This is a genomic window from Clostridium sp. LIBA-8553, from assembly GCF_057782465.1.
Genome location: NZ_CM173489.1, coordinates 57,317 through 83,337, shown reverse-complemented (window position 1 = coordinate 83,337; position 26,021 = coordinate 57,317). Strand labels below are relative to the sequence as shown.

General features: G+C 27.4%; 23 protein-coding genes and 1 riboswitch. Of the genes, 7 read left to right on the top strand and 16 right to left on the bottom strand.

Features of this window, described 5'->3' with window-relative positions:
- Positions 1-278: 278 nt before the first annotated feature.
- Positions 279-1,250 (bottom strand): HD domain-containing protein, encoded by a 972-nt coding sequence (locus AC2JAQ_RS00345; protein WP_488457363.1) that lies wholly within the window; start codon positions 1,248-1,250, stop codon positions 279-281.
- Between the two features lie 130 nt (positions 1,251-1,380).
- Entirely contained in the window at positions 1,381-1,938 is a 558-nt protein-coding gene (ybiA, locus tag AC2JAQ_RS00340) for a riboflavin biosynthesis intermediates N-glycosidase (RefSeq protein WP_488457362.1), read from the bottom strand.
- A gap of 255 nt (positions 1,939-2,193) precedes the next feature.
- On the opposite strand from ybiA, the gene AC2JAQ_RS00335 reads away from it, so the two are divergent.
- A complete protein-coding gene (locus AC2JAQ_RS00335; protein WP_488457361.1) occupies positions 2,194-2,778 on the top strand; it encodes an ATP-dependent Clp protease proteolytic subunit in 585 nt (194 codons plus the stop codon).
- 75 nt (positions 2,779-2,853) lie between these two features.
- Here AC2JAQ_RS00335 and AC2JAQ_RS00330 read toward each other — a convergent pair whose 3' ends face one another.
- The 8 genes from AC2JAQ_RS00330 to AC2JAQ_RS00295 form a co-directional block, all read right to left on the bottom strand.
- Complete coding sequence (locus tag AC2JAQ_RS00330) at positions 2,854-3,765, bottom strand: DUF2935 domain-containing protein (RefSeq protein ID WP_488457360.1); 912 nt, start codon at positions 3,763-3,765, stop codon at positions 2,854-2,856.
- A gap of 190 nt (positions 3,766-3,955) precedes the next feature.
- A complete protein-coding gene (locus AC2JAQ_RS00325) occupies positions 3,956-4,633 on the bottom strand; it encodes a TVP38/TMEM64 family protein (protein WP_488457359.1) in 678 nt (225 codons plus the stop codon).
- Positions 4,634-4,957: 324 nt separating this feature from the next.
- Positions 4,958-5,776: a class C sortase gene (locus tag AC2JAQ_RS00320; RefSeq protein ID WP_488457358.1), complete on the bottom strand. Its 819-nt coding sequence runs from the start codon at positions 5,774-5,776 to the stop codon at positions 4,958-4,960.
- Between the two features lie 191 nt (positions 5,777-5,967).
- Positions 5,968-7,536: a SpaH/EbpB family LPXTG-anchored major pilin gene (locus AC2JAQ_RS00315; RefSeq protein WP_488457357.1), complete on the bottom strand. Its 1,569-nt coding sequence runs from the start codon at positions 7,534-7,536 to the stop codon at positions 5,968-5,970.
- A gap of 3 nt (positions 7,537-7,539) precedes the next feature.
- Positions 7,540-9,711 (bottom strand): SpaA isopeptide-forming pilin-related protein, encoded by a 2,172-nt coding sequence (locus AC2JAQ_RS00310; RefSeq protein WP_488457356.1) that lies wholly within the window; start codon positions 9,709-9,711, stop codon positions 7,540-7,542.
- Between the two features lie 63 nt (positions 9,712-9,774).
- Positions 9,775-9,858: riboswitch (cyclic di-GMP riboswitch) on the bottom strand.
- 275 nt (positions 9,859-10,133) lie between these two features.
- Entirely contained in the window at positions 10,134-10,685 is a 552-nt protein-coding gene (locus tag AC2JAQ_RS00305; RefSeq protein ID WP_488457355.1) for an RNA 2'-phosphotransferase, read from the bottom strand.
- Between the two features lie 611 nt (positions 10,686-11,296).
- Positions 11,297-11,422 carry a hypothetical protein gene (locus AC2JAQ_RS00300; protein ID WP_488457354.1) on the bottom strand — a complete coding sequence of 42 codons (126 nt, stop codon included), beginning with the start codon at positions 11,420-11,422 and terminating at the stop codon, positions 11,297-11,299.
- Positions 11,423-11,548: 126 nt separating this feature from the next.
- Positions 11,549-11,707: a hypothetical protein gene (locus tag AC2JAQ_RS00295; protein ID WP_195466690.1), complete on the bottom strand. Its 159-nt coding sequence runs from the start codon at positions 11,705-11,707 to the stop codon at positions 11,549-11,551.
- A 428-nt stretch (positions 11,708-12,135) separates the two neighbouring features.
- Between AC2JAQ_RS00295 and AC2JAQ_RS00290 the strand changes: the two genes are divergently transcribed.
- A complete protein-coding gene (locus AC2JAQ_RS00290; protein WP_488457353.1) occupies positions 12,136-14,289 on the top strand; it encodes a DEAD/DEAH box helicase in 2,154 nt (717 codons plus the stop codon).
- 60 nt (positions 14,290-14,349) lie between these two features.
- Here AC2JAQ_RS00290 and AC2JAQ_RS00285 read toward each other — a convergent pair whose 3' ends face one another.
- Positions 14,350-15,906 (bottom strand): ABC-F family ATP-binding cassette domain-containing protein, encoded by a 1,557-nt coding sequence (locus AC2JAQ_RS00285; RefSeq protein WP_488457352.1) that lies wholly within the window; start codon positions 15,904-15,906, stop codon positions 14,350-14,352.
- A gap of 232 nt (positions 15,907-16,138) precedes the next feature.
- Positions 16,139-16,264, bottom strand: coding sequence for a hypothetical protein (locus tag AC2JAQ_RS00280; protein WP_488457351.1), 126 nt, complete (start codon positions 16,262-16,264; stop codon positions 16,139-16,141).
- 479 nt (positions 16,265-16,743) lie between these two features.
- Here AC2JAQ_RS00280 and AC2JAQ_RS00275 point away from each other — a divergent pair, with 479 nt between their 5' ends.
- Positions 16,744-17,289, top strand: coding sequence for a 2'-5' RNA ligase family protein (locus tag AC2JAQ_RS00275; RefSeq protein ID WP_488457350.1), 546 nt, complete (start codon positions 16,744-16,746; stop codon positions 17,287-17,289).
- Between the two features lie 487 nt (positions 17,290-17,776).
- On the opposite strand, the gene rbr is transcribed toward AC2JAQ_RS00275, so the two are convergent.
- Positions 17,777-18,364, bottom strand: a complete 588-nt coding sequence (rbr, locus tag AC2JAQ_RS00270; RefSeq protein ID WP_488457349.1) for a rubrerythrin — start codon at positions 18,362-18,364, stop codon at positions 17,777-17,779.
- Positions 18,365-18,738: 374 nt separating this feature from the next.
- Between rbr and AC2JAQ_RS00265 the strand changes: the two genes are divergently transcribed.
- The gene (locus AC2JAQ_RS00265) at positions 18,739-19,008 is read left to right on the top strand and encodes a HesB/IscA family protein (RefSeq protein WP_488457348.1); all 270 of its coding nucleotides are present in this window, start codon (positions 18,739-18,741) and stop codon (positions 19,006-19,008) included.
- Between the two features lie 133 nt (positions 19,009-19,141).
- Here AC2JAQ_RS00265 and AC2JAQ_RS00260 read toward each other — a convergent pair whose 3' ends face one another.
- Both AC2JAQ_RS00260 and AC2JAQ_RS00255 read right to left on the bottom strand, forming a co-directional pair.
- Positions 19,142-20,065 carry a CPBP family intramembrane glutamic endopeptidase gene (locus tag AC2JAQ_RS00260; RefSeq protein WP_488457347.1) on the bottom strand — a complete coding sequence of 308 codons (924 nt, stop codon included), beginning with the start codon at positions 20,063-20,065 and terminating at the stop codon, positions 19,142-19,144.
- Between the two features lie 747 nt (positions 20,066-20,812).
- A complete protein-coding gene (locus AC2JAQ_RS00255) occupies positions 20,813-22,051 on the bottom strand; it encodes a competence/damage-inducible protein A (protein ID WP_488457346.1) in 1,239 nt (412 codons plus the stop codon).
- Between the two features lie 506 nt (positions 22,052-22,557).
- Between AC2JAQ_RS00255 and AC2JAQ_RS00250 the strand changes: the two genes are divergently transcribed.
- From AC2JAQ_RS00250 to AC2JAQ_RS00240, 3 genes are all read left to right on the top strand, one after another.
- A complete protein-coding gene (locus AC2JAQ_RS00250) occupies positions 22,558-23,451 on the top strand; it encodes a DMT family transporter (RefSeq protein WP_488457345.1) in 894 nt (297 codons plus the stop codon).
- Positions 23,452-23,737: 286 nt separating this feature from the next.
- On the top strand, positions 23,738-24,820 hold the full coding sequence (locus AC2JAQ_RS00245; RefSeq protein ID WP_488457344.1) for a hypothetical protein: 1,083 nt from the start codon (positions 23,738-23,740) through the stop codon (positions 24,818-24,820).
- Between the two features lie 102 nt (positions 24,821-24,922).
- Positions 24,923-25,756 (top strand): SdrD B-like domain-containing protein, encoded by an 834-nt coding sequence (locus AC2JAQ_RS00240; RefSeq protein WP_488457343.1) that lies wholly within the window; start codon positions 24,923-24,925, stop codon positions 25,754-25,756.
- A 35-nt stretch (positions 25,757-25,791) separates the two neighbouring features.
- Here AC2JAQ_RS00240 and AC2JAQ_RS00235 read toward each other — a convergent pair whose 3' ends face one another.
- A complete protein-coding gene (locus AC2JAQ_RS00235) occupies positions 25,792-25,947 on the bottom strand; it encodes a hypothetical protein (RefSeq protein ID WP_488457342.1) in 156 nt (51 codons plus the stop codon).
- Positions 25,948-26,021: the final 74 nt, after the last annotated feature.

Genomic DNA, 26,021 nt, shown 5'->3' with positions numbered 1-26,021 from the left:
GAATAAATTATTAAAATCACATTGATTTATCAATGTGATTTTTTACTTAAAATTTTCTATTTACAATAATAACCATTTAATATATTTTTATACCTATAATTTTTATATCATTATAATTTTTGTATCATTATTTATAAAAGCTATGAATATCTTATTATTAGATTATTCTATACTACTTAATATAAGAAAGAGCTATATCAAAACAGTTCAATAAACCTTATAACCTGAATATATTTATAAGTTTTATTCTTGGACTTTGATATAAGCTCTTTTCTTTATTATAAAATTCTAACGTATGTTCCTGCTTTGCATGTTTCTAAGGCGTTTTCATTTAAGATCTCAACTTTTTCTGACTTTTCTGATGCTGAATAAACTTTATCTCCTATGATTACACCAGGATTAATAGTTCTTATTTTATTTACTTGATATATGTCATAGTTTTCTCTATCCTCTACTACTTTAGCATCATAATTTAATTGGTTAACAAAAGCCATTACCTCTTCATTTTTAGAATTTTTAAGTATATTAAACACGTAATTATCATCTTCTAATAAATCATCTAATGTAATTTCATTTGCTTTTAAAGCAGCCTTTATTGCTTTAGATAATCTATCATTAGAATATATGCTAAGTGGGTTCATAAATAAGCCTATAACCTCTTTGTAATACAACTCAACAAACCACTCAGCACTTTCAATAGAATTAATAACAACCTCTCCATTAACTACTCTTAAGTTATCTAAAAATGGCTTAATTTCTTCCTTTGATATAACACCATAATTAAACATATCTCTTAAGGTATAATCAATTCTATCTGCACATAATTTTGGTGCTTTTCTTTCTAAAATAGTCCATTTTGATTCATCATAAAGTATTTCTTTTGAATCATAACCATATTTCTTTAATATCTTAGGAATATCAGAATTCTCAATTACATTTTCAAATATTTTCTCATGATAATCCTCTTCCTTGTTGTCTACAACTAAGTCAACAACATGAGAAAACGCAGTATGAGATATATCATGTAATAAACCTGCTGCCTGCTCTTCTATGCTTCCCCCCATAAGACGTGTAAATAACATTACTCCGACTGAATGCTCATATCTAGTGACATTCCACTCTGGATTAACAAGGTAATTAGCTCCCCCTTGATGGATATTCTTTAATCTTTGAACTTCTTTTGTGTTTATTAATTCCTCTAATACAGGCTCAACAACGAACTCTCCATATAGTACATCTTTTATCTTCATGTTACCCTCCTACTTTTTTATCTTTAAATTTTGCTCTGTTTTAAGTAAATCTTAATTTTTAGCTAGTCAGACCTAACTTACAATTCTATTTAAAAATCAACACTAATTTAAAACATAGCTATATATTAAATTATTTAATATCTTCTTTTATTAAATCTCTAACTTCCATTAAAGCAAAACCTAAAAGATTTTGACCTCTCCACCCTTTAGGATTAATTATCTCCTCATCACTAGCAGCCATTCCTATACCCCAAATTCTATCATAAGGGCTTGCTTCAACTATAACTTTATTTTCTGTACTTAACAAAAATTCCTTAAGCTCTTCATCTTGAGAAAACTTAGCCAAATTTCCCTTCTTAACGATATTATATTTTTCTTTATTCCACGTTTCTTCATGGAAGTTTCTAATTTTTCTTCCCAAGGCCTTAATTTCTTGTTGTTCTGTAGCAGATAATATCTCCTCTAAAGTCTCATAATCCTTAAATAATCTGGCCTTTTCAGCCATCATATACTTTTCTGCACAATTATATAAAACCCCATGAACCTGAAAATCTGAAAGATACCACTGACTAAAACAGGCTTTAGTTATCTTACCTTTTTTATTTTTTGTGTGTCCCCAGAAGAATATAAATTCTAAATCTTCTCTTGCTTCGAATTTATCACAAATCATTTCTACAGAATATCTCATAGCCTCTTACTCTCCCCTAATTTACTTATATCTAAATTTAATATAAAACTTAATAATTAAATATTAAGTTATAATATTTTACCATTTAAAGTTATACTCTTTAAACTATTTATTTTTAATTAAGAAATAAATAAAAAGAAGCTATTCTTACACAAACTCTTTCAAAAATAATTTTTACAACCATTAATATTATAGTAAAATAATGGATATTATATTAAATATAAATATGTTGAATTGAGAGGAGATAATGATCTTATGAATAACCAAGATGAAAAACAAGAAAAAGAAACTCCAGGTATAGTGATAGAAAAATTATTACAATCTAGATCAATTATTATTTCTGGAGAGATTAATCAAGCTTTAGCTGAAAAGGTAATAACTCAGCTTTTAATTCTTCAAGAAATGGGAGATGAACCTATAAAAATATTCATTAACAGTCAAGGTGGCCATGTTGAGGCTGGTGATACAATTCATGATATGATTAAATTTATTAAACCACGTGTTATAGTAATCGGTACTGGTTGGGTTGCAAGTGCAGGTATTACTATTTATCTTGGAGCTGATAAAGAAGATAGATATTCTTTACCAAACACAAGATATATGATACATCAACCACTAGGCAGATTTAATGGTCAAGCTACTGATATAGGTATTGAAGCAAAAGAAATATTGAGAGTACGTAGTAGAATTAATAGCATTATTAGCGAAGCTACAGGTCAACCATTAGAGAAGGTGGAAAAAGATACAGAGAGAAATTATTGGCTAAATGCTAAAGAAGCAACTGAATATGGAATAGTAAACAAAGTCATCTCAAAATATGATGAACTAACAAACCTATAATTTATTTTAAATATTATAAGAGTTAGCTTTTACACTAACTCTTATAATATTCTACTAAAAGATTGGTTTAACTTCTTATTCATCATAACTTTTTAGTAGTCGTATATAATGATTTGCCTCTCTTAGTACATGGTCAGCAAGAAGTGGTAATATTATAGATTTTATTTCACAATCAGCTATTCCCTTTGTACCAGCCTTCTTAAAATCTCTTAACCTAACTGTCTCTCTTAATGTCTCATTTGTAACACTAGCCATTGTCATTTCGTTAGCATCTTTTGCATCTTGAATTAATTCACTGAACTCATTTGCAAAGTCATTTGCAGTGCTTACTAATTCCTCTTCACTTGGATCAAGTAATCCTCTAATAAATAAAGAATGCTCCATCATAATTTGATTCCAAAATAGCTCAGTCGCTTTAACATTTCCCCTATCTATATCGTTATTACATTCAATCTCCTCTATATATGAACGATATAATTTAGCCTCCCTTAGTATATGTTCAATAAGTAGTGGATAATTTACTGTGAACAGCTTACAACAAAGCATACCATCTAAAACTTTCGTTTTAAACTCTATTAACCCATCCAATAATTTTAAGGCTCTATTATTAATACTTCTTACACAGCTTACCACCTTAGAATCAATATGCTTTATGCCTGCGCATTTCAACTCTTCCTGCAGTAGTGTTATCTTAGAATTAATATCTATTCCTGTATAGTACTCTGTTTTCTTTTCTGCATTTAAAGTATACTCGGTAAAAACTTCTCCAGAATTTATTACCGACTGTCTAACCCGTCCTTCGCTTAGCTTTACCACTTCTAATAGAATTTTTTCAAAACCCTCTTTATATTTGTCAGCCTCCTTAGCAAGTTTTGCATTTTTAGGTGTAAATCCAGCCTCTAAAAATAAGGAGTGTTCCTTCATAATTCTCCCAAAAAAAAGATGTAATTCTAGTGATGATGTAACATATTTTTCCCTAGTTATCATAGTTCTCTCCAATACAAGTTTTCTATATTATATTCTTATGAGAACCATTGTGTTCTTGCCTATATGAATCTATATTCTTTTATATTATTACTATTCTAAAATACTATAAAAAAACAATATAAACGTTCTTTATTAAACAACAAAAAATTACCCCTATTCTTAATAAAGAGGTAATTTAAATAAACTAAGTTTAAAGTTTTTCTATGTACTTAAAGACATCTTTTCTAAATATAAATCCTAAAACACAAGCTATCAATGCTATTATACCAACAACTATTACACTAACAATATTACCTTGAGCTAAATTTGATCCCATAAAAGATGAAGCAACTAAGGCTGGTATTCTTCCAATCATAGAGAATACTATAAAATGTTTTATTGTTATGTTACTTAAAGCACAGACCATAATAAGTGAATCTTTAGGTGCTCCTGGTAAAAAGAATAATATTACCAGAATAAGCTTAAATTTAGGACTATTCAATATTTTTTCTAGGCTATCATACATATCTTTAGGTACAAATTTTTGTACTAATTTTTTCCCGAACTTTTGGCATATGTAGAATAAAGCCAATGATCCAATTGCAATCCCAAAGAATGAAAGCAAAGTTCCTTCTACGGCACCAAAAATATATCCCCCAGCCGCTTGTATAACCTCTCCAGGGATAAAAAATATAACAACTTGTAATATTTGAAATACAAAAAATATTAAAGCTGCCCAAGGACCAAACCTTTGAATATAACTCTTTACAACCTCACCATTAGTAATCCATCTATAAAAAATTATTATATGCTCTCGAGTTAAATAAAGAGTTATTCCTGTAAATATTAAAATTAATATACTTAAAATTATTAAGCTCTTCTTTTTCATAAGTTAAATAAATCTACGATTTTCCTCCTTAATTATTTATTTAATCTCTGCTTTAAGAGAATGTTGGTTTCTAGCTAACTCTTCATATATAACTTAACTTTAGCCAGATTAACTCTTTTTATGTAAACAAACTGTAATTTTTTACATATACTATAACTTAATTTTATATGTTAGAAGTTATAATAATATTAAATTTGGATTACATTTTTATTCTAAAAATTTAATATAAAAAATAAAAAGCCAATATTCTGCATTTCTATGCAAATACTAGCTTTAATTATAATTACTTTCTCTACTTGATCTTCTAAGTATATTTTTATTAATTTAAGCCCTCTTTTTAGATTTAAATTTCATAATTAAAAATACTAAGAAAATAAATAATATTATTGAAAATAATATTATTACTACTAATATAAGATTTTGATTTGAATGATTAAAAGTACCTATTTCTTTTTGAACATCCACTACCTTGATTGGACTCAAATCAGTTCTTTCTCCTCTTACCAATAAACGTTCAGTATTAACACCATAAGGATAACAAGTTAGTAAAGTAACATAGTCTTTACCATTAACTATTTTTAAATCATCAATTTGGTTAGGGCTTACCACTTTAATTTGATCTACTTTATAGGCAAGATTTTTTTTGAAAACATGTAAATAGAATATGTCTCCTTCTTTCAATTTATCTATATCTGTAAATAATTTTTGATTTGTTAGACCAGTATGAGCAGACAATACAGAGTGAGTATTTATACCACCAACTGGAATAGAAGTGCCTTCTAACACTCCAACACCTTTTTTTAATATATCTACTGAAGTTCCAAAATATATAGGTAAATTAACATTTATACTAGGGATTTCTATATAGCCTAATGTACTTCCTTTCTCAATATTCAAATTTGAGGGTAGCGTATTACCTGCAGTTCCATTAAATAACTCTTCATTATACTTATTAATTTTTTTTATTAAATCATTAAGCTCTTCATCATTAACATTATTTATTTTTTTTGTATAATCAGAAATCGTAGAAACTGCCATCTTATTATTTATGTAGTTAGAAAGACTAGGATATATTAAGAAACCTATAGCAATTAATGTAATTAAAATTAAAATAAAGAAATATAATTTTTTTAGTTTTTTCAAACGATCTTTCATAGTAATAAAATTACTATGAAGTTCACCTCCTAAATTAAATATAATATAGTAAACATAAATATTATCTCATAAAAAAACTTCTTTTTAAGTAAAGAATTATATAGAATAAACTTTACATTATAAAAAGAAGTTTTTTATTTTATATTTATTTAATTTATAAATTAAGAATATTATCTATTTTAGTTTTTAGTTTTTTTGCTATTTTCTAATTTAGCATATCCAAGTCCTAATATAGCTAGAACACAAACTACACTTAATAAGATAATAGCTATTTTTATGAATCCTGTTGTTCCAAGTCCACCTGTGTTTGGAAGAGAAAATCCTTCAAAGTTTTCTATTTGAACATTAAACAGAACATTTCCATCTGCTTCTGTAATGTCATCTATTATACTAGCAGCCTCATTGCTGTTAGAAATATTTATAGTAGCAGCACCATTATAATTTCCACTAACATCTTTGTTAGCTGTAATTCTTAAGTCTATTGGATCTTTTAATAGACTATATCCATTTGGAGCTTTTTCTTCTGTAATAATGTAATTTCCTTCTTCTAATCCTGTAAATGTTGTAACACCATTTGAGTCAGTTACTGCCTTTCCTGTAAGAGGAACTACTTGTCCATTTTCATTATATGTATATGATGCTAAGATATTTCCTTTAGAATCTTTTATTGAGAATTCAGCGCCTTTTAAAGCTTTAGAATTATCATTTGAATCAACTTTTTTAATACCAAATCCCCAAGTATAAGAAGTAACTTTATCAGTTAAAGTTTTATAACTATTTTCAACATTTGGGTTATTAGTATAATATAATTCTATAGTATTTGGATTACCCGCATTTGTTTCAGTACTAACAACTGCATTATTATTTAAAGTAGCTTGATAGTTTAATGTTATACCAGTTTCTACATAAGCTTTTATGTTCTCATATACAAAATCAATTGTAATAACAGTTGAACCATCTGATTGCTTTTCTGTATTTATAGTATAGTCTTCCGGACTACTAAAAACTTTATTTCCTGAAGTTATTTTAAAACCAGTGGCTTCATCATATGTTAAGCCTTTGCTCATAGTATCTGTAAATTTGTACATTATATTTTTTGCATTTGATTGATATGTTGGTATAGTTGCATTTACTTGATACTTTATAACATCTCCAATATTATTAGAAGAAGCTTTAACTTTTTTATTATTTTCAATTATATTTTTTTCTAAGGTAGGAGTATTATCTTTTGGTTGAATAGTTATATTATAATTCCATGTATCATTTGAAACTTCTGGAACTGAAACTAATATAGGTGCTGAAGCAACTGCAGCCCCTTCTGAGTTACTTGAAGTTTCTGATACTAAATAATATCCTAAATTAACAGTATTTTCTTTTCCATTTGAAAGCTCTTGTCCAGATATATTATTATCAATAACATATTTATGTAAATCAATAGAAAATTGTTTTGTTTGTTCTACATCTAAATTCTGTATATTATTTTCAGAATAAGAACCATATTTAGAATTATTGAAAAATCCTTTAAATTCACTAGTTGGTGAATATTCATAAGCATCTCCACTTTGAGTTGCGCTTAATATCTTATAGGCAGTAAAAGTCGCTCCATTTTTAGTTATTGTTATACTACCTTTAGTTGGTGCATCCTTAGAAATTGATGGTGTTGCTGCAAATACAGGAATTGATGTTGCAATAAAAATAAACATGAATGCCATCAAAATACTAAGTTTTTTTAAAATATTGTTTTTCATTTATTAATTATTCCTTTCTTTTAAAATAAATTTAGTGCTAACTAACAAGATTAATACACCTGCTAATAATGTAATTCCAATTAAATAAAATTTAAAAGTTCCACTTCCGCCCGTTTCAGGTAATATTATTCTTGGGATATTCTTAACTGAAATATCATATCCATTTATTTTTGTATCTTTATCTAAAATTATTTTTTCACCTTGTTTACCAACTCTATAAAAACTTTCTGTAGAGTTTAAAGTTATATAAATATCATCACTTAGTTTATATCCATTAGGAGACTTTACTTCTTTTAATATGTAATTACCGTAAGGTAAATTATTTATTCTGAAGGATGCATCCTTTCCTAAAGGTATTAAATTTTTAGTTCCTTTATCATCTATTTCATAATTATTTTCCTGTGAAGTAAAACTCAAAGGATTTTCTGGATTTTCCTCTTTTATTAACTCAAATTCAGCTCCTAAAATAGGAATACCTTTTTCATTAACTTTATTTATAACTAAGTTACAAGCAGTTGGGAGTGGATCATCTTTAGCAACCACTTTAACTACTTTACTTTGATCATTTACATTGAATTCAATAGGTATCTGATCAAGTTTATATCCATCTGGTGCTTTTATTTCTTTTAATACATAATCACCATAAGGTAATTCAAGTCTTATTGGTGATTCTGATGAACTTGTAATAGTGGTAATCTCTTTACCATAAACATCCTTAACAGTTTTACCATCTTTAGTTGTTAAGTTAAAAACTGCTCCATCAAGTAAAGTTTCCTCTGGATCACTTTTAGAGGTCTTTATTATTTCTACTAAAGGATTTTTTTTGGTACTAACTGTGTTTGTTGGATATTTATCATCTACAAGTGCTGTATTTTCTACTACATCACCTGGTTCAACATTTTTCATACTTGCTTCTATCATTATATAAGCAGGTTTATCTGGTTCTATGTCAGCATTCTCATTTGTAATTTTTATTTCTTTTGTTTTTTCATCAAATGTAACTTTAAATTGATCAGTAGGTGTTATTTTAATATCACTTAATCTAGAATCTAATTTATCAGTAATCTTTAAAGTATTTTTCAAAAAATAACCATGAGAATCAAATTCAATTCTGTATTCAATTTTTTGATCATTAGGATTATTTGTTACATTTCTTTTATCTACGGTTTTATGAACATTTAATGCACCTGCATCTTTGGATAATTTTGAATAAGAATTAGAAGGTACATTCTTATCACGGTCATAATATAAATTTGCAGTATTTAAATATCCATCTTCAATAGATGTAATATGTGTACTGTAGGTAATAGCATAGTGATCATATGGTATATTTCCAAAATCTACTTCCAAAGATTTAGTATCAGCTTTAATTCTATTACTGTCCCAAAACTCTTGTGTAACATCTGTGCTTTCCCCATAAAAATTATCTCTCCTTATATGTATACTTGCTGTATCTAGAGCCATTCCTTTTGGAATATTATCAATAAATTTAGCATTACTTAAATAATTTCTAGTATTAGGATTTCTACCATCACCTGCATTTATTTCTACATAATATTTTATAGGATTATTTCTATCAGTTATTTCTCCATACTGCTCTCTTTTTCCATCTTTATCTATAATAGCTCTTGGTAAATAAGCTCCTTTGTACATAAGCGGATACCTACCAGAACTACTACCTTGAGATTGATTACCTGTTACATCTATTGTTTTAGTTTTCCCATTTAAGTCAATTTTTACTGGATAGCGTACCCCCTGCCTAATTTTGTCATTTCCAATAACTGATATAATTATATATCCACGTAAGGCATCTTCAACATTTTCATTAAATGTTAAAGTAACTACTCCATTGTTATTAGTACAACTTGAAAAGTGTTCTTTAGGATATTTAGGTATTATATCTTTAAAAATATCTGGAAATTTAATAACAATTTTGTCTTTAGATTTTAGTTTGTTTTTATCTAAAATCCTATAGTCAATTCGTAAAGTATTAATTCCATCTTCTGATATAGTATTACTTTGGAAATTAGCGCTTGTAATTTCAACAGCACCGTCATTTTGAAGTTCCCTTAAATCTTCACCAAAGGTAATAACTCCAGGCGATATTAACCCTAACAGAATAGAAATAAATAGTACTAATATAGTAATAAAGCACTTTTTATTATTTCTCTTCATAGAATATCCTCCCTCCTTTAATAAAATTAAAAATAAAAAAACCGACTAATATTTATAAATTCTTATAAATATAGCCGGTTGCATCAGTAACTCAATATATCCCAGATGCCCAGATACAGAATATATATCAACGTTTCTATAATTTGTATTCATTTTATTTAATTTTTAGCTGTTTTTTAAATTAATTAAAATTCCTTTAGTATATTATGATATTTTGGTAAAACTGTCAAAAAATATACAAAAACATAAAAATAAATTGTTAACATCAATCAAAAAAATAATTAATATTAACAATTTATTCCTAACACTTTTTATTATATTTTAAAATAAAATATGAATTTTTTAATAGTTTGATTATACTAAAAAACTCTGTTTTTAACTCAATCAAACCTCAACAATTAATTTAATTGTCTAACATATAGTTAATCTACTTTTAATTCTTTTATATACTCTACCGGAACATAATCACAAAGCCATAAATTATTCTTAGATAAATAAAACTTAATTCCTTTATTAAACATGCTTTCTGAATCTATTTCTAAAACAACTAACTCACCATGCCTTTTCCCAACAACACTTGCAGTTTCTATATCTCCTGATAAATGAACATACTGTCTTTCCTTTTTTATAAGCCCATTTTTTAAAATAGAATCTAAATATTTTCTTCCAGTACCATGATATAGTTTATTAGGTGGCTTAATAGGTTGTAATTCTAAATTTACTGGAATTGAATGTCCTTGATTTGCTCTTATTTTGCTTTTATCTTCATTAAAAGAATATCTTTGTTTTGAATCTTCTCTAACTATTCTTTCTAAGTCATCTATATTAAAATTTTTCCAAGATCTATTTATTCCATTTATTAAATCTGAAACATTTAAGTATCCATGCTCATCTAGTTCTAACCCTATTTCTTCTGGTTTATGTCTTAGTATTAAACTTATATATTTACTTATCTTTGTATCACTATTTTTCATACTCAATTGCCCCCTTATTTTATATGATATTTTTAACTTAGGCTCTGTTTTAACTGAGTGTTGATTTCTAGCTATATCTTCAGACCTAACTTAATTTATATTTAGAAATCAACACTGGTTTAAGACAGAGCCTTAACTTAAACTAATAAAATATTTATTAAATTATCTTCCAAAATAAGTTTTAGCTTCTTAATATCATTGCTTTTTCATAATAGAATTCTATCATAAATAGCTCTCTTAAATTGCTTAAACTATGTAAAATTCATCTCTAAATCTCATTTTCAAGAGTCTTGTGACGGACTATGACGGACCTGTGACGGACTTTTCAAAAAAATAGCAACCCTCAAACCCTTGATATAACTTGATTATGACGGACTTTGCCTAAAATGACGGACTTTTTCTATTTCTCTATATATACATATTATATATTTTCTATTTATATATAATAATATTATTTTTTCTGTATACTGTCTCAATAGGAAAAGTCCGTCAAATGTGTCGAAAGCATTGATATCACTAAAAAAGACTGGCTCTAAGTCCGTCAAAAGTCCGTCATTAAAACATAAAAGTCTGGCACAATTAATAAATTTAATAACCATTTTAATTATATTTTATCTTATTAACCCCATTAAAGCCTCTGCTACTTTTCTAGCAAAATCCAATTGATAATCACTTGACTGGAAATAAATATACATAAGTCTTACATTATCAAATAGCCAAGGTTTGTTAATCCACATTTAGTTAAGGCACTTCTTACAAATTACCTAATGCATACAAAAAAGAGTTAGCTTTTACGCTAACTCTTTTAATATATTTTTACATAATATTAGTTGTCTCTCTTTCGCACTTTTAGAAAGTATAATCTACTCATCATAGGTATTTATGTAATCATTCTGAGAAACATAAAAACAAACAGGAACATGTCTTTCATAGCAGCTTTCACACATTTCCTTTAAACATTCTGGACATTCTCTCATATCCTCTTCATGAAAATAGTCTTCACATAACTCGCATTCTATCATACACTATCACCTCTAAACATATAATTTTAAATTATACCCCAACCTAATCTTCCATTCAACTTTATTCTAATTACTACCACATTTATATAATGCTAATAAATACATCTTAAATATTAAAAACAAAAATCAAAAAATATTTTTTATCTTTTTGCTTATATTTATAGGACAAATAAAAAAATCATGAAACTAGTGCAAATACCATTTCAACAAAAATTTAAGTCTTTATTCATGTATATATTATAATATAAAATCTTTAGATAAATAATTTTTAATCACAAGAATATAATTCCATAATTTACTTGCAAATTAAATTATGATAAAATATTACATTATATTAATATTATGTAAATTAAATAAAAAATTTTTTCATATATTTTTAATAATATGAATAAAATTACATGAATTACTATATTAAAAGGAGATTAAAAATGAATGAATTCATTCAAATTGATAATTTTAATAGAATTGGAGGACAATACGAAGAAATTGTTTGGAATTCTTTAAAAAATTCTTTTTCTAAAAGAGATGTTCTTGCCTACTCTAGATATCCACTATTTATGAATATAGGACAAAAACGAAAAGAACCAGATATTATTATTCTTGATAAGGAACTTGGATTTTATATTATTGAAATTAAGGGATTTTCAATAGATAATATTATAAAAATAGATGGTGGTGTTTGGCATATGAAGGATTTTTATGCTAATACACTTTCACCATTTGCTCAAGCTGAAGATTATGCTTATGATTTCAAATCTAAATTTGATAGGCAAAGAGAGCTTAGAGAACGTTTAACTATTAAAGTTTTAGTGGCTTTACCATCTATAACAAAGCAAGAATTTATCGATAAAGGTTTTTCTAAAGCTTTTGATGAAAATTTAGATAACTTTATTTTTGCTGATGAACTTAGTAAAAAGAAGTTATTTGATAAATTAAGTATAGTAGAGCCTCTTTTTTATGGCAAACCATTCACTGATAAAACTTTTAAAATTGCTATGTCTATTCTTGGGCATGAAGAACTTTATATTAATAGTGAAGAATCATTTGTTTTAGGTTCTAAAGGAAATATCGCAAAAAAAATAAGACAAAAACTGTATGATTTAGATATACAACAAGAGAAGATAGCTAAAGTAATTGCTATTGGACCACAAAGAATACGAGGGATTGCAGGTTCTGGAAAAACAATCCTACTTTGTCAAAAAGCTGCTGCTATGTACTTAAAAAATCCAGAAATAAAAATTGCTATAACTTTCTTTACTCAAAGTTTATATGATACCATAAAAAATACTGTTGATAAATATTTACGAGCATTTAGTAATGGTGAAGTAACTTTAAACGATTGTCCAAACATAAAAATTCTTCATGCATGGGGAAGTAAAAATATAAATGGTTTTTATAGGACCATAGCTATTGAAAATGGTATTCTACCTATGAATGTTAATGATGTAAAAAAATTGACAGGAAATAACTCAAATTCTATGGAAGTAAGCATAAATATAATTTCCAAAAACCTTCTTGAGCAAACCAATGCACAATTAAAAGAAATCTTTGATGTAGTTTTAATCGATGAGGGACAAGACCTAGTTGGAGATAATCAATATAAATATAATGGAAAACAATCATTTTATTATATGGCATATAAATCTATAAAACCTTGTTTAGATGATGAAGAAAATAGTCATAGACGAATTATTTGGGCATATGATGAACTTCAAAGCTTAAATGATACAAAAAAACCTTCTGGAAAAGAACTTTTCGGCGATGAAAATATAGTTAAGGGAATCTATAAAGGAGGCGCTAGAAAATCAGAAATAATGAAAAAATGTTATAGAACTCCGTATGATATTTTAACTACTGCTCACTCTGTTGGAATGGGCTTTTTTAGAGAAGACGGTATGATAACAGGTTATACAACTAAAAAAGATTGGGAAAACATTGGATATACAGTTGTTTCAGGAGACTTTAGGAAAAATGGTGAAACTGTTAATATTAAAAGATTAAAAGAAAATAGTCCAAACCCTATCCACGATGTTTACGAAGGAAAATGTATAGATTTCAAAACTTATAACTCACAAAAAAATCTTTTAGAAAGCTTAGCTTCCTCTATAAAAAACGATATAGAAAAAGATGGATTAAATCCATCAAAAGATATACTTATAATAACTCTTGATAAGTATAATAAACTTAAAAATGAAATTGCAAATGCTTTAGCTAAAGAGAAAATAAATTATTATATACCAAGTTCAAATACAATTAATAATACTAAAAACGGTAATAATCCTGATAGATTTTGGTATGATGATGCAGTTACAATATCAAGAATCAATAGAGCTAAAGGGAATGAAGCTATAATGGTATATGTTCTAGGAATTGAAACCATAGCAGAAAATGAAGATTCTGTATCTGAAAGAAATAAATTATTTACTGCTATGACAAGATCAAAATGTTTTTTAAAATTAATGGCATTAGGAGATTATGAATACAAATTATATGAAGAAATAAGAAAATCAATTAATGCAAATGGAGATTTTAAGTTTAAATTTATAAGACCTAAGAATACTGCTGATGATAATGAAAGCTAAATAAAAAGCTATGGCTAAAGCCATAGCTTTTTTATACATCATTTTTATTAGTAGTTTTTACTAAACTATTTTCGTAGTCCATTTCTCGCAATCCCACACATCTGTTACTACATCTCTATAGAATTCAGGTTCATGGCAAACTAAAAGTATGCTTCCTTTATATTCTTTTAATGCTCTCTTTAATTCATCTTTAGCTTCAACGTCTAAGTGATTTGTAGGCTCGTCTAGGATAAGTATGTTTGTTTCTTTGTTTATTAGTTTGCAAAGTCTTACCTTAGCTTGTTCTCCCCCACTTAATACTGCTACTGAGCTTTCTATGTGCTTAGTTGTTAATCCACATTTAGCTAAGGCACTTCTTACCTCGTATTGAGTGTATCCAGGGAACTCTTGCCATACTTCTTCTATACATGAATTATAGTTTGCTTCTTTTATCTCTTGCTCAAAGTATCCTATGCTTTGGTAATCTCCTGTTTCAACCTCTCCACTTATTGGTTTAATTAATCCCATTAAACTTTTTAAAAGTGTTGATTTTCCAAGTCCATTAGCTCCAACTAAAGCTATCTTTTGACCTCTTTCCATTCTTATGTTAAGTGGTTTACTTAATGGCTCATCATATCCTATAACTAAATCTCTTGCTTCAAATATTAACTTACCTGAAGTTCTTCCTTGTTTGAAGTTGAACTCTGGTTTTGGTTTCTCAGCAGCAAGCTCTATTCTATCCATCTTGTCTAATTTCTTTTGTCTAGCTCTTGCCATACCTGTTGTAGCAACTCTAGCCTTATTTCTAGCAACGAAGTCTTCAAGCTTAGCAATCTCAGCTTGTTGTCTTTCATAAGCAGCCTCTAATTGCTTCTTGTTAGCTTCGTATACTCTCATGAAGTTATCGTAATCTCCTGTATATCTAGTTAATGCTCTATTTTCAACATGGTAGATTACATTTACTACGCTATTTAAGAATGGAATATCATGTGATATTAATATAAATGCATTCTCATATCCTATTAGGTAGTTCTTAAGCCAAGCTATATGCTCTTCATCAAGATAATTTGTAGGCTCGTCTAGAAGTAATATGTCTGGTGTTTCTAATAAAAGCTTAGCTAATAAAACCTTAGTTCTTTGTCCACCACTTAAATCAGTAACATCTTTGTCTAATCCTACATCTCTAAGTCCAAGACCTCCAGCAACTTCTTCAACCTTTGCATCTATCATATAAAATCCGTTATGATCTAACATATCTTGAATTGTAGCTGTTCTTTCTAAGGCTTTAGTCATTTCATCCTCTGACATTTCACCCATTCTCTCATAAAGACCGTTCATTTCAATTTCCATATCAAAAAGATATTGGAATGCTTCTCTTAAAACTTCTCTTATAGTCTTACCTTTTTCAAGTTGAGCGTGCTGATCCATGTAACCAACTCTAACCTTGTTACTCCATTGAACATCTCCCTCATCTGGCATAAGTTTACCTGTAATTATGTTCATGAAAGTTGATTTACCTTCTCCATTAGCTCCTATAAGACCAACGTGCTCCCCCTTTAAAAGTCTGAAAGACACATCTTCAAATATGGCTCTATCTCCAAAGCCATGATTCATATTCTTAACTATTAAAATACTCATGTAACTTATATCTCTCCTTATCCATAAATCTAAAAAATTTCTATAAAAATTATTTCATCTTATATATAAACTTAAAATAACATTCCTTAGTAAATAAAACTTACACTTCTATACTAAGTGAAATTTTCATATTAAAACTTATTTATTATGTAACATATAAAATATTTAAGCTGGAATTCATATTCACAGGACCCTTATCCCTGCAAATAAAATCCAACTAAGTGACTAATTCTTAAAGAAACATTTGACTACCAATAAACAAAATTAAAGCTAAAAAACAAACTCCAATTAAGTTATATAAAACTGATGTCTTAGATGATTTTTTCTTATTTAATCTACTTACTCTGCTCTCTACCATATCCCTATTCCACCTTTCAAATTAAAAATTTTTATATAAAGATCTATATTGCTATCTTTTAGACTATGTTTTAAACTATTATAGATTTTTAGATAGGACTTGTAAGACCATCTTAAAAATTCTTTAATACACATTATATATAGTATATTATCTAGGTTTAATTTTTCAAATATATTTTTGTTTCCTCTCCATAAAATTCAAACCTTATTTACTCTTAATTTACTGAAAAATTTTTTACTTTCATGATAAATGCCCTCAATAAACTAATATATACATTTCAAAGAAAATTGTTCTAAAAATTTTTACTTTAAAATTAAAAATTAGGACTTTAACCTAAAATATAAAAAAGCAACTCTTATCCTAAGCATGTATATACTATAGGTAAGAGGTTCTATTATAGTACTACTAAGTTTTGATATGCTATAATAAACTAAATACTTGGTATAAATTAGTACATTTAGTAAGAAAGGGGTTTATTTATGCTATATTATTTAGTTGCTCTATTCGATAAGGCTTCATATGCAATAATAAAGCCAATGCAAGAATCAATTTCAAATGAATATAAGCTTTATGAGAATCTCCCGATGCTTCATATTACATTAGCTGTAATTGAAGATCCTGATATGGATAAATTAAATGAAGTAGTAAAAACTACTTTAAAATCATATAAAAAATTTGAAGTTCATTTAAATGGTTTAATAAAATTTGGAGAACCATATAGATCTGTAAATTTGAAAGTAGATGAGGAAAGTGGAATAATAAAAAAACTTTCCATAGAACTTTATGAAAACCTATTAAAAGCAGGCTTTAAGCTAACATCTAATCCAGATACATGGCAACTTCACGTATCCTTAGCTAATCCATATTTTGCCCAAAGAGTATGGGGAGAGGATGAGTTTGAATCAGCTTATACAAAGCTTCAAGACTATAATTTTAATAGAGAACTTTTGATTGATGAAATTCAATTTTGGAGACCAATTAATGATGAAAATAAAATGGTGGTGTTTAAATACCCATTACCATAGTTAAAACAGTTTATATTAAAATTTCTGTTTTAAGTGAATAAATTTTTTTTAGCTAGGCCTGAATGCCTAGCTAAAAATCAACACTAGTTTAAAACAAAATTATATTAAAATGTTGTATATATATTAATAAAAACTTACATAGATACTAAACCAAATAGCTTCTATGTAAGTTTTTTTATAAGGTAATTTTGATACAACCATTTTTATTTTGCCCACAAACAAACTAATTTAATATAACAAAAAAACTACCTCAAAACTTAAAATAAGGAAACTTTTAATTGGAGCAAGGTAAATACCAATTTATTTATAAGTTCATTTTAAAGCAATTTTGATGTAGTTCTCTTAAAGTGTGTTAAATATTATTAATAATCGTAAAAAAATTCAGAGAGAGCTCAACCTCTCTCTGAAATGAGTTTAGTTTTATCAAATTCACATTCAATCCATAATAATTAATGGTACTAGTTAAGGTTAAATTTTAATCTATATTTTAATAAGTTTCTTTGAAAACTTCAAAATAAGCTTGAGGATGTAAGCATGCAGGACATTTTAATGGAGCCTCTGCACCTTCCCAAATGAATCCGCAGTTTCCACATTTCCAAAGGACAACTTCATCTTTTTTGAATACTTTTCCTTCTTCTATGTTTTTAGCTAATTTAGTGAATCTATTAAAATGAGCTGTTTCAGCTTTAGCTATCATTCTGAAGGCAGCAGCTACTTCTGGGAATCCTTCTTCATCGGCTACATCTGCAAATGATGGATAAAGATTACTTAATTCATCATGTTCTCCTTCAGCTGCGAATTTTAAGTTAGTTAATGTGTCTGTAGGTAATTCTACTGGATAAGCAGCATTTATTTCTACCATTTCTCCTTGTAGATCATCTTTTAAAAATTTATAGAATCTTTTAGCATGTTCTTTTTCATTCTCTGCAGTTTCTATAAAGATATTTGATATTTGAACATATCCTTCTTTTCTAGCTACACTTGAAAAATAAGTATATCTTGTTCTTGCTTGGCATTCACCAGCGAATGATTTCATTAGATTTTCAGCAGTTTTAGTTCCTTTTAAACTTTTCATAATAAAACCTCCTACAAATCACTTATTTTGAAAAACATATTATCTACTATTTTTCCAAATAAATAATTTCTAAATCATATTAATTAATAATAATTATCTTTTATATACTTATAATAACACTTCTCTATAAAAATTCAAGTACTTTTTAAACAATTTGTAAACAAAATTTATTTTATACGCTTACATTTTCCTATATTATTCTATATTTTCAAATATTGTTACTAAATTATACTTTTATAATTTAAATAAGCCCATTATATTTTTAAAAATAAACCTTATAGATTGTTTTTAAAACTCAGTATATAATTTAAGCCATAATATTAAATTAACTATATGAAATATTTTTATATTAGTTTTAAGAAAGGAGTTTTATCATGAAGGTTAAAATACACCCAAATACTGTTGATAAAATTAAAGATATGCTTGCCAATAGTGATAAAGATGCTATTAGAATAAAAGCTTGTTCCTCTGGCTGAGCAGGCTTAAATATTGAAGTTGTTCTGGATGAACAACATGAAAATGATGATGTGGTTATAGATAATGGTATTAAAATAGTTGCAGATAAAAAAATATCTCACTTTTTTACTGACGCAACCCTAGAATATAAAAATACTATTCTAGGTAAAAAATTTAAAGTCTATTAAGATGTATAAATTTTAATTTATTAGTCAATAATACTAATAGCTTAATACACTCTTAAGTTAACCACACAATTTAATAGAAAAAGGAACTGTTATCCCAAAACAGTTCCTTTTTTGTATCTTAAAATTTAAATTACTAAACGGCTATAAAAAAGGTATAAATTATAAATGCTATTACACTTAGTATAAATGGTACATTTATTACTTTCTCTTCTTTATAAGAAACTCTTGTTGCAACATCTAGTTCATCTAAAGTTATATTTAAATTTCTCTTTTCCATTTTTCTTATTAAGTAACTAATTAAAAATCCACAAATTATTGCTAATAGTAAATAATAGAATAATAATTGTATTTTAACCTCAAAAGGTACAGTTTGTACTACATCCATTTGATGTATTAAATCCTCTGTTGTTATTCCTTGGCTAGTTATTCTTTGAAGAATTAAATTCCATGAGTTAATTAAAAAGTGAATTAACATTGATAAGAATATACTTCCAGTTGCTCTTACTACATAAGCTAAAATTATTCCCATAACCGCAGCATATAAAAATTGCTGAGCATTTAAATGAAGAATACCAAACATTATACCAGTCATTAATGCAGCCACATGCTTACTCTTAAATTCAAATCCTGATAAAACAATTCCTCTTATAGTTATTTCTTCTGTTATAGCTGGTGTAACCCCTACAACTAAAACCATTATCCATAATGGAAATGACTTCATTTGACCTAAAAATAATGCTACATCATTTGTATAAAAGAAGCTTGATAAGTATGAAAAAAACATCATAACTGGATTTGCTAAAGCTGCTATTAATATAGCAAAAAATACATCTTTTCCTTTTGGCTTCTTAAAACTAAAAACTTTTTTGTAATTACTTTTAGTTACTATAATATATATTATTGCTGGTATTATGAAAAATACTATATGCGTTACCATTAATGCTAACGGTGGCGTTAGTCCTATTTTATATAGAACTGGTGATAAAAAATATGGCCCTACCATTGATAAAACTAATACTATAAGAAAATATAAACTTACTTTAAATATAGGCTTCATCCTAGTTCTCCCTTCTAAAATATCAAATTTAAAATTTCACATAAACCTAAGTTTAGTACATTAAAGCATATTTAGTCACTTTAAAATATAACATATTTATTAATTAGCTAGTATTACTAATTAATTACTTTTTAGTTTACTTACTATTACTAGTATAGTAATTTTGCAAGGTATAAATTCACTTAAAAAATTTTATAAAAATATTAAAATATTTTTGTTTATAAATGTATAAAAAAATTAATACTGTTAATACTATTTACTGAGGCAATAAGCTTCAATCTTATAATAGCCTCTCCCCCATTTTATTTATACTGACAGTTTCGTTTAAAGTACGGAATAACGAAACTGTCTCCCCCTTAAAACCCTTATAATGTAATAAATTTTCTTCATGTTTTTCTAGTAGAGAGTATGTAAATACTCTCTTACTTTTAAAAAAAATTAATTAAGACATATATTTATAAGTTTTATTTTAAGTTATTTTGGATTTTTAGATAGGTTTGAAAATCTAACTAAAAATCAACCTTAATTAAAGCAAAACTTTTAAAATAAATCATTAGCTAGTCTAAGCACATATGAATACCCATTAAGTTTACTTAATGGGTATTTTTTATATTAACTATGTTTTAAACTAATGTTGATTTTTAGATAGATTCGTAAGACCATCTTAATGATCAATACTTTGCGAAATTAAGTTATGTCTGAAGGCCATCTAAAAATCAACATTTTCCTAAAACAAAATCTTTATCTTTAGTTTCTATTTTCAAGCTCTCTTCTTAGCCAATCTAATGCGTTCATCATTGTTCTAATTCTAACTCTTTGTCTTTCTGCTTTAAAGTTAAATTTCTTAACCTTTGTAACACCATCTATACATAATCCAACATAAACAAGTCCAACAGGTTTCTCATCAGTTCCACCACCAGGACCTGCTATTCCTGTTGTAGAAATTCCAATTCTTGTGCCAGCATTTTTGGCTATTCCTTCTGCCATTTCCTTAGCACATTCTTCACTGACTGCACCGAACTTGTCTAATGTTTCTTTTTTGACACCAAGTCTTTTCATTTTAGCTTCATTAGAATAAGTAACAGCGCCCTCCATAAATACTTCAGATATTCCTGGATAGTTTATTAAGGCACTTGCAACCATTCCGCCAGTACAAGATTCAGCTGTTGAAATAGTCATATTCTTATCAACTAATAGCTTTCCAACAACTTCTTCTAAGGTTACTTCACCTTCTCCATAAATATTATCTCCAAGTCTCTTCCTAATTTCATTTTCTATTGGAGCAATAAGTTTCTCTGCCTCTTTCTTGTCCTTACCATTTGCAGTTATTCTTAAAATAACATCAATATTCTTTGCATAAGGTGCCACTGTAGGATTCTCACTATCTAAAAGATCAGAAACCAAATCCTCCATTTTACTTTCACCAATACCAAAAACTCTTAGAATTTTAGAAACTAGAACTCTGTCAGTAAATTTACTTAAGTATGGTACTACATGATTTGTAAACATTGGTTCCATTTCTCTTGGTGGTCCTGGAAGAAGTATTATTCTCTTATTGTTTTCTCCCTCTAAAATAGCTCCTGGAGCAGTTCCATTAGGATTTGGAAGTATTATTGCTTCCTTAGGAAAATAACACTGCTTTTTATTATTCTCTGTCATTTCAAGGTTATTTTTTTTAAAATAATCCTCCAAATCACAAAGCAGCTCTTCTCTTAAGCACATTTCCATATTGAAATATTTTGCTGCAAGCTCCTTACTTAAATCATCCTTAGTAGGTCCTAACCCACCAGTTGTTATAATGGTATCGCAATTCTTAAAAGCATTGTCAAAAGCCTCTAAAATCCTATCAGAATTGTCCCCAACTACTGACTGATGATAAACACCTATACCTAAATTAGCTAGCTCTTTAGCTAAAAATTGTGCATTTGTGTTCACTATATCACCTAAAAGTATTTCTGTTCCTATTGCCATTATTTCAGCTTTCAAAAAATCACCTTCTTAATTTAATATGTAAAATCTCTTCCTATATAAACTTTTATAAAGGTTATTATCTTATAATAAATAATTTTACTCCACTTTTTCCTCTATGTCCTAGTTTTTATTTATATTCTTTTTATTATTCATAAATTATTTTATATTTAAGGATTTTCTTAACTAATTTTATGTAATGCCTAAAATTATATAATTAACTCAACCTCATAGAAAAACTTAACTTAATCATCTCTCTATAAACTTATTCCTTTATTTCAAAGTTTAATACACATTTCACACCACTTTTAAATTTGACCTCTTTTTTTCTTACACCTATAATAGTCTTTGTTTATATAAACAAATCTTAATTTTTTATAGTAGGATGTATTGTAAACTCGTACTGATTCAAAGAATATAATCTAACTATGTTCCATTGCATAAGTTTAAGATACCAAATTGAAACTTTGGATTTTCACTTAAAATTAGCCTACTATAAACAAAAATATATTAAGGAGAAAGAAATGAATTCAAAAACTAAAGGAATTATTTTTATGATACTTTCTTCAGCAGCCTTTGCTACTATGAACTTACTTAGCAAACTTGCCGAAGGCGTTAACTCTTACCAAAAAACCTTTCTAACAAATGTTGTGGCAACAGTAATAGTTTGCTTCATAATAGCATATAAAAAAGGTTCTTTCTTTGGTAAAAAAGAAAGTAGAAAATACCTGCTTTCTAGAGGTGTTGCTGGAACTTTAGCAATACTAACAAACTATTATGCTCTAGATAAAATGTTTTTATCTGATGCAACAATACTTACTAAACTAGCTCCATTTTTCACAATAATTTTTTCTTATTTATTAATTAGTGAAAAGATTACTAAGAAGCAAGCTATTCTTTTACTAGTAGCCTTTGGAGGAAGTTTATTTGTCATAAAACCTCAATTCAGCACTGCTGTTATTCCTGCTCTTATAGGAGTCGCTTCTGCTGGTTTTGCTGGCTTTGCATATACAATGATAAGGGTATTAGGAAATAAAGAAGATTTCTGGACAATCATATTATCATTTACAGGTATTGCTACAATTGTAATGCTACCTTCAATGTTTATGAATACAGAGAATTTAACAATAATGAATGTACTCCTACTTGTAGGTGCTGGTGTGGCATTCACATTAGGACAAGTTGCTTTAACTGTGGCTTATAAAAATGCTCCTGCCTCTGAAATTTCAATGTACGACTACATAGGTCTTATAATAGCTGCTATATATGGATTTATGTTCTTTAAAGAAATTTCAGACTTCCTATCATTCTTAGGATATGTAATAATAATTGGAGCTTCAATTTTAAATATATTAAATGGCAAAAAGTCTTCTAATAATGAAATTAAAGAAGAAAACTCTGCTGTTTCTGCTAATTAAAAAAAGCTGTGAGAATCTCACAGCTTCTTTTTTTGCCGAAATATAAAATTATTATTTTATAATGAAATCAATTATTAATTATAAGTTTTTATTAAGTAAAAATCAATGTAATATATCACCAAATACTATGAAACAGAATATATATAATTATTTTTTGTATTCATGATATTAAATATTATATGGCCTCTTACTTTAATCCATTATATGTAATATTTTGTAACATTATGCAATTATAAAAATACTATATTTATATAGAATATAATTGTAGACATAGGAGGAAAATAATATGTCTAAACTTCACTTTAATAATAAAGTAAATATCAAACAACAAACAGATTATCCAATAGTTGGATGTGATCATTCTGAAGTAAATGTTATGCCTGAACTAAAACTTTTTAGATATAAATATTCATATCAAGAAAATGATCCTAGTCCAGCAGGCAATGGTGATGACATTGGTTTCTCTCTAGTATTTGGAAATTATGGTGAGCTAAGTTGGCAAACTGATGGTAAAACTGCAACGCTAGAAGATAATTTAGTAGTAGAAAACCCTGTAAACTTAAAATTAATGCATTTATGCCTTCCTTGTGGTTTTAAACTATATATATATAAGGATGATATGGATACTCATTCTGAATTACAAACAGACATGACACTAACCCCTGGAAATTATACACTTCAATTAAGAAAATGTGAAATGAGTGAAGAAGACCTTAGTGAGGAAGAAGAAGAATGTACACCTTACTTTGATGTTCCTTGCCACTTTATATGCTGTATATCAATGCTATTCCAAGTAGAATTCCCTCCTTGTTCTCCAGACTCAGGTTCAGGAGACTGTTCAACTAATAACCCTATATCTAATGGGAATTTTGAAGAATCACCTCATGGAGTAAATAAGATACCAGACTGGGAAGTGTCTTCAAATGATGGTAAAACTAAAACTGTAAAAAAAGCTAAATTAAAAAATAGCTGTAAGGACTTCGACTTCGAATATACTGCTTATGAAGGTGATTATTTTGCACTTTTAAGTACAGATAGCTCAAAAAAATATGACTATATGTCTCAAACCTTCGAAGTTTGTGCTGGTGATACAATAGAAGGACATGCTTTCTTCTTTAATGAAGGTTGTTTTGATAATAGCTCTATTGCTGAAATCAATATATTGGATGATAACTCTAACATTGTTTATACTGTTTTTAAAGAGGAATCTAACGCTGATTATCCACAATACGGATCAACTAATTGGCAAGATTGGTCTTATACATTCGAGGAAGGCGGAACCTATACTATAAGATGTGAAGTTGATAATGGTGAAAATGACGAATCATCTTATTTAGGTGTAGATGCAGTTAATATTATCACTGCATAACTCTTTTCATTTCTAGTAGGTAATGTTCTTCATTAGCTACTAGAAATAATATTTAAAAATTTATTTATATATTAATAATTAAATTTTTAGGAGGCTTTATCTATGGCACTATTTACATTCAATAGCAATGTAGGCTCTCCATCAAATATAATTGAACCAGATCCTAAAAAGGCTAAGCTTGATAATTCAACTGATTTTCTAGAAAATGATATTCACTCTTCTTCTGATTCCCCTAAAAATAAAAAACATTCTATTAATAACTCTTATCCTATATGCGGAAATGTCTGGTATGACTTGAATGGTAATGGCATTAAAGACTCTACAGATGTACTTTTAAGTGATGTTAAAATTGAGCTATATGATTGCAATGATTTTAATTCTCCAATGTTGACAACTTTCACAGACATTAATGGTCATTATGAATTTAAAAATATTCCTCTTGGTAATTACTTTTTACGAACTAAACTGCCTAACAATTGTACTGTTATAAAAAAATGTAATGATTCTCTTATAAATGATAGAACATTATTATCAGATAAGATATATAACAATAAAAGTGGAATTAATATACCTATTGGCCTAACAAAACAGTTTAAAGTAAGCGGTATTGTTTTTTGGGATAGTGATAAAAATGGTATATATAACGAATCTTTATTAGGAATAAATGGTTTAACTCTACAGTTGTATAATGAAAATAACATCCTTATAGCTTCAACTAAAACCTCTAACTTTATGAAATATAGAGGTTATTATGAGTTCATAAATATTACTCCTGGTTTATATAATTTAAAAATACTTATTTCAGACTCCATAAAACTTTCAAAATCCAAAACTAATGAGTATTATGGCTCTAAAATTAATTCATCTACAGCTACTATGAACTTTAAGGTTATTAATGAAGACATACAGAATATTTTTATTGGATTAACTAAATAAAAACCTACCTAATTTATAAAGGTAGGTTTTTTATTTTACTCTTTTTTTAATTCTAAATCATTTTTAACTCGCACTATAATAAGTGCTATTATTCCAATATAAATAACCAATCCTTCAAATGCACCGAAACCAATTGTATAGCCAAGTCTTGCGCATTGATTATAACCAAAACTCAAGAAGTTTTCTAACATTTTAATCCTCCTAATAAAGCCTTTCATTAAACATATATGAATTAAAATCATATAAAATGAGAGTATACTTTAAT

What these genes read in the sequence shown, in the direction of transcription:
- AC2JAQ_RS00250 (WP_488457345.1), top strand. Translation starts at nt 22,558, where the DNA reads ATGAATTCAAAAACTAAAGGAATTATTTTTATGATACTTTCTTCAGCA.
- AC2JAQ_RS00315 (WP_488457357.1), bottom strand. Translation starts at nt 7,536, where the DNA reads ATGAAAAACAATATTTTAAAAAAACTTAGTATTTTGATGGCATTCATG.
- AC2JAQ_RS00335 (WP_488457361.1), top strand. Translation starts at nt 2,194, where the DNA reads ATGAATAACCAAGATGAAAAACAAGAAAAAGAAACTCCAGGTATAGTG.
- AC2JAQ_RS00235 (WP_488457342.1), bottom strand. Translation starts at nt 25,947, where the DNA reads ATGTTAGAAAACTTCTTGAGTTTTGGTTATAATCAATGCGCAAGACTT.
- ybiA (WP_488457362.1), bottom strand. Translation starts at nt 1,938, where the DNA reads ATGAGATATTCTGTAGAAATGATTTGTGATAAATTCGAAGCAAGAGAA.
- rbr (WP_488457349.1), bottom strand. Translation starts at nt 18,364, where the DNA reads ATGAAAAGTTTAAAAGGAACTAAAACTGCTGAAAATCTAATGAAATCA.
- AC2JAQ_RS00305 (WP_488457355.1), bottom strand. Translation starts at nt 10,685, where the DNA reads ATGAAAAATAGTGATACAAAGATAAGTAAATATATAAGTTTAATACTA.
- AC2JAQ_RS00300 (WP_488457354.1), bottom strand. Translation starts at nt 11,422, where the DNA reads ATGTGGATTAACAAACCTTGGCTATTTGATAATGTAAGACTTATGTAT.
- AC2JAQ_RS00310 (WP_488457356.1), bottom strand. Translation starts at nt 9,711, where the DNA reads ATGAAGAGAAATAATAAAAAGTGCTTTATTACTATATTAGTACTATTT.
- AC2JAQ_RS00260 (WP_488457347.1), bottom strand. Translation starts at nt 20,065, where the DNA reads ATGAAGCCTATATTTAAAGTAAGTTTATATTTTCTTATAGTATTAGTT.
- AC2JAQ_RS00275 (WP_488457350.1), top strand. Translation starts at nt 16,744, where the DNA reads ATGCTATATTATTTAGTTGCTCTATTCGATAAGGCTTCATATGCAATA.
- AC2JAQ_RS00290 (WP_488457353.1), top strand. Translation starts at nt 12,136, where the DNA reads ATGAATGAATTCATTCAAATTGATAATTTTAATAGAATTGGAGGACAA.
- AC2JAQ_RS00240 (WP_488457343.1), top strand. Translation starts at nt 24,923, where the DNA reads ATGGCACTATTTACATTCAATAGCAATGTAGGCTCTCCATCAAATATA.
- AC2JAQ_RS00345 (WP_488457363.1), bottom strand. Translation starts at nt 1,250, where the DNA reads ATGAAGATAAAAGATGTACTATATGGAGAGTTCGTTGTTGAGCCTGTA.
- AC2JAQ_RS00285 (WP_488457352.1), bottom strand. Translation starts at nt 15,906, where the DNA reads ATGAGTATTTTAATAGTTAAGAATATGAATCATGGCTTTGGAGATAGA.
- AC2JAQ_RS00245 (WP_488457344.1), top strand. Translation starts at nt 23,738, where the DNA reads ATGTCTAAACTTCACTTTAATAATAAAGTAAATATCAAACAACAAACA.
- AC2JAQ_RS00330 (WP_488457360.1), bottom strand. Translation starts at nt 3,765, where the DNA reads ATGATAACTAGGGAAAAATATGTTACATCATCACTAGAATTACATCTT.
- AC2JAQ_RS00325 (WP_488457359.1), bottom strand. Translation starts at nt 4,633, where the DNA reads ATGAAAAAGAAGAGCTTAATAATTTTAAGTATATTAATTTTAATATTT.
- AC2JAQ_RS00295 (WP_195466690.1), bottom strand. Translation starts at nt 11,707, where the DNA reads ATGATAGAATGCGAGTTATGTGAAGACTATTTTCATGAAGAGGATATG.
- AC2JAQ_RS00280 (WP_488457351.1), bottom strand. Translation starts at nt 16,264, where the DNA reads ATGGTAGAGAGCAGAGTAAGTAGATTAAATAAGAAAAAATCATCTAAG.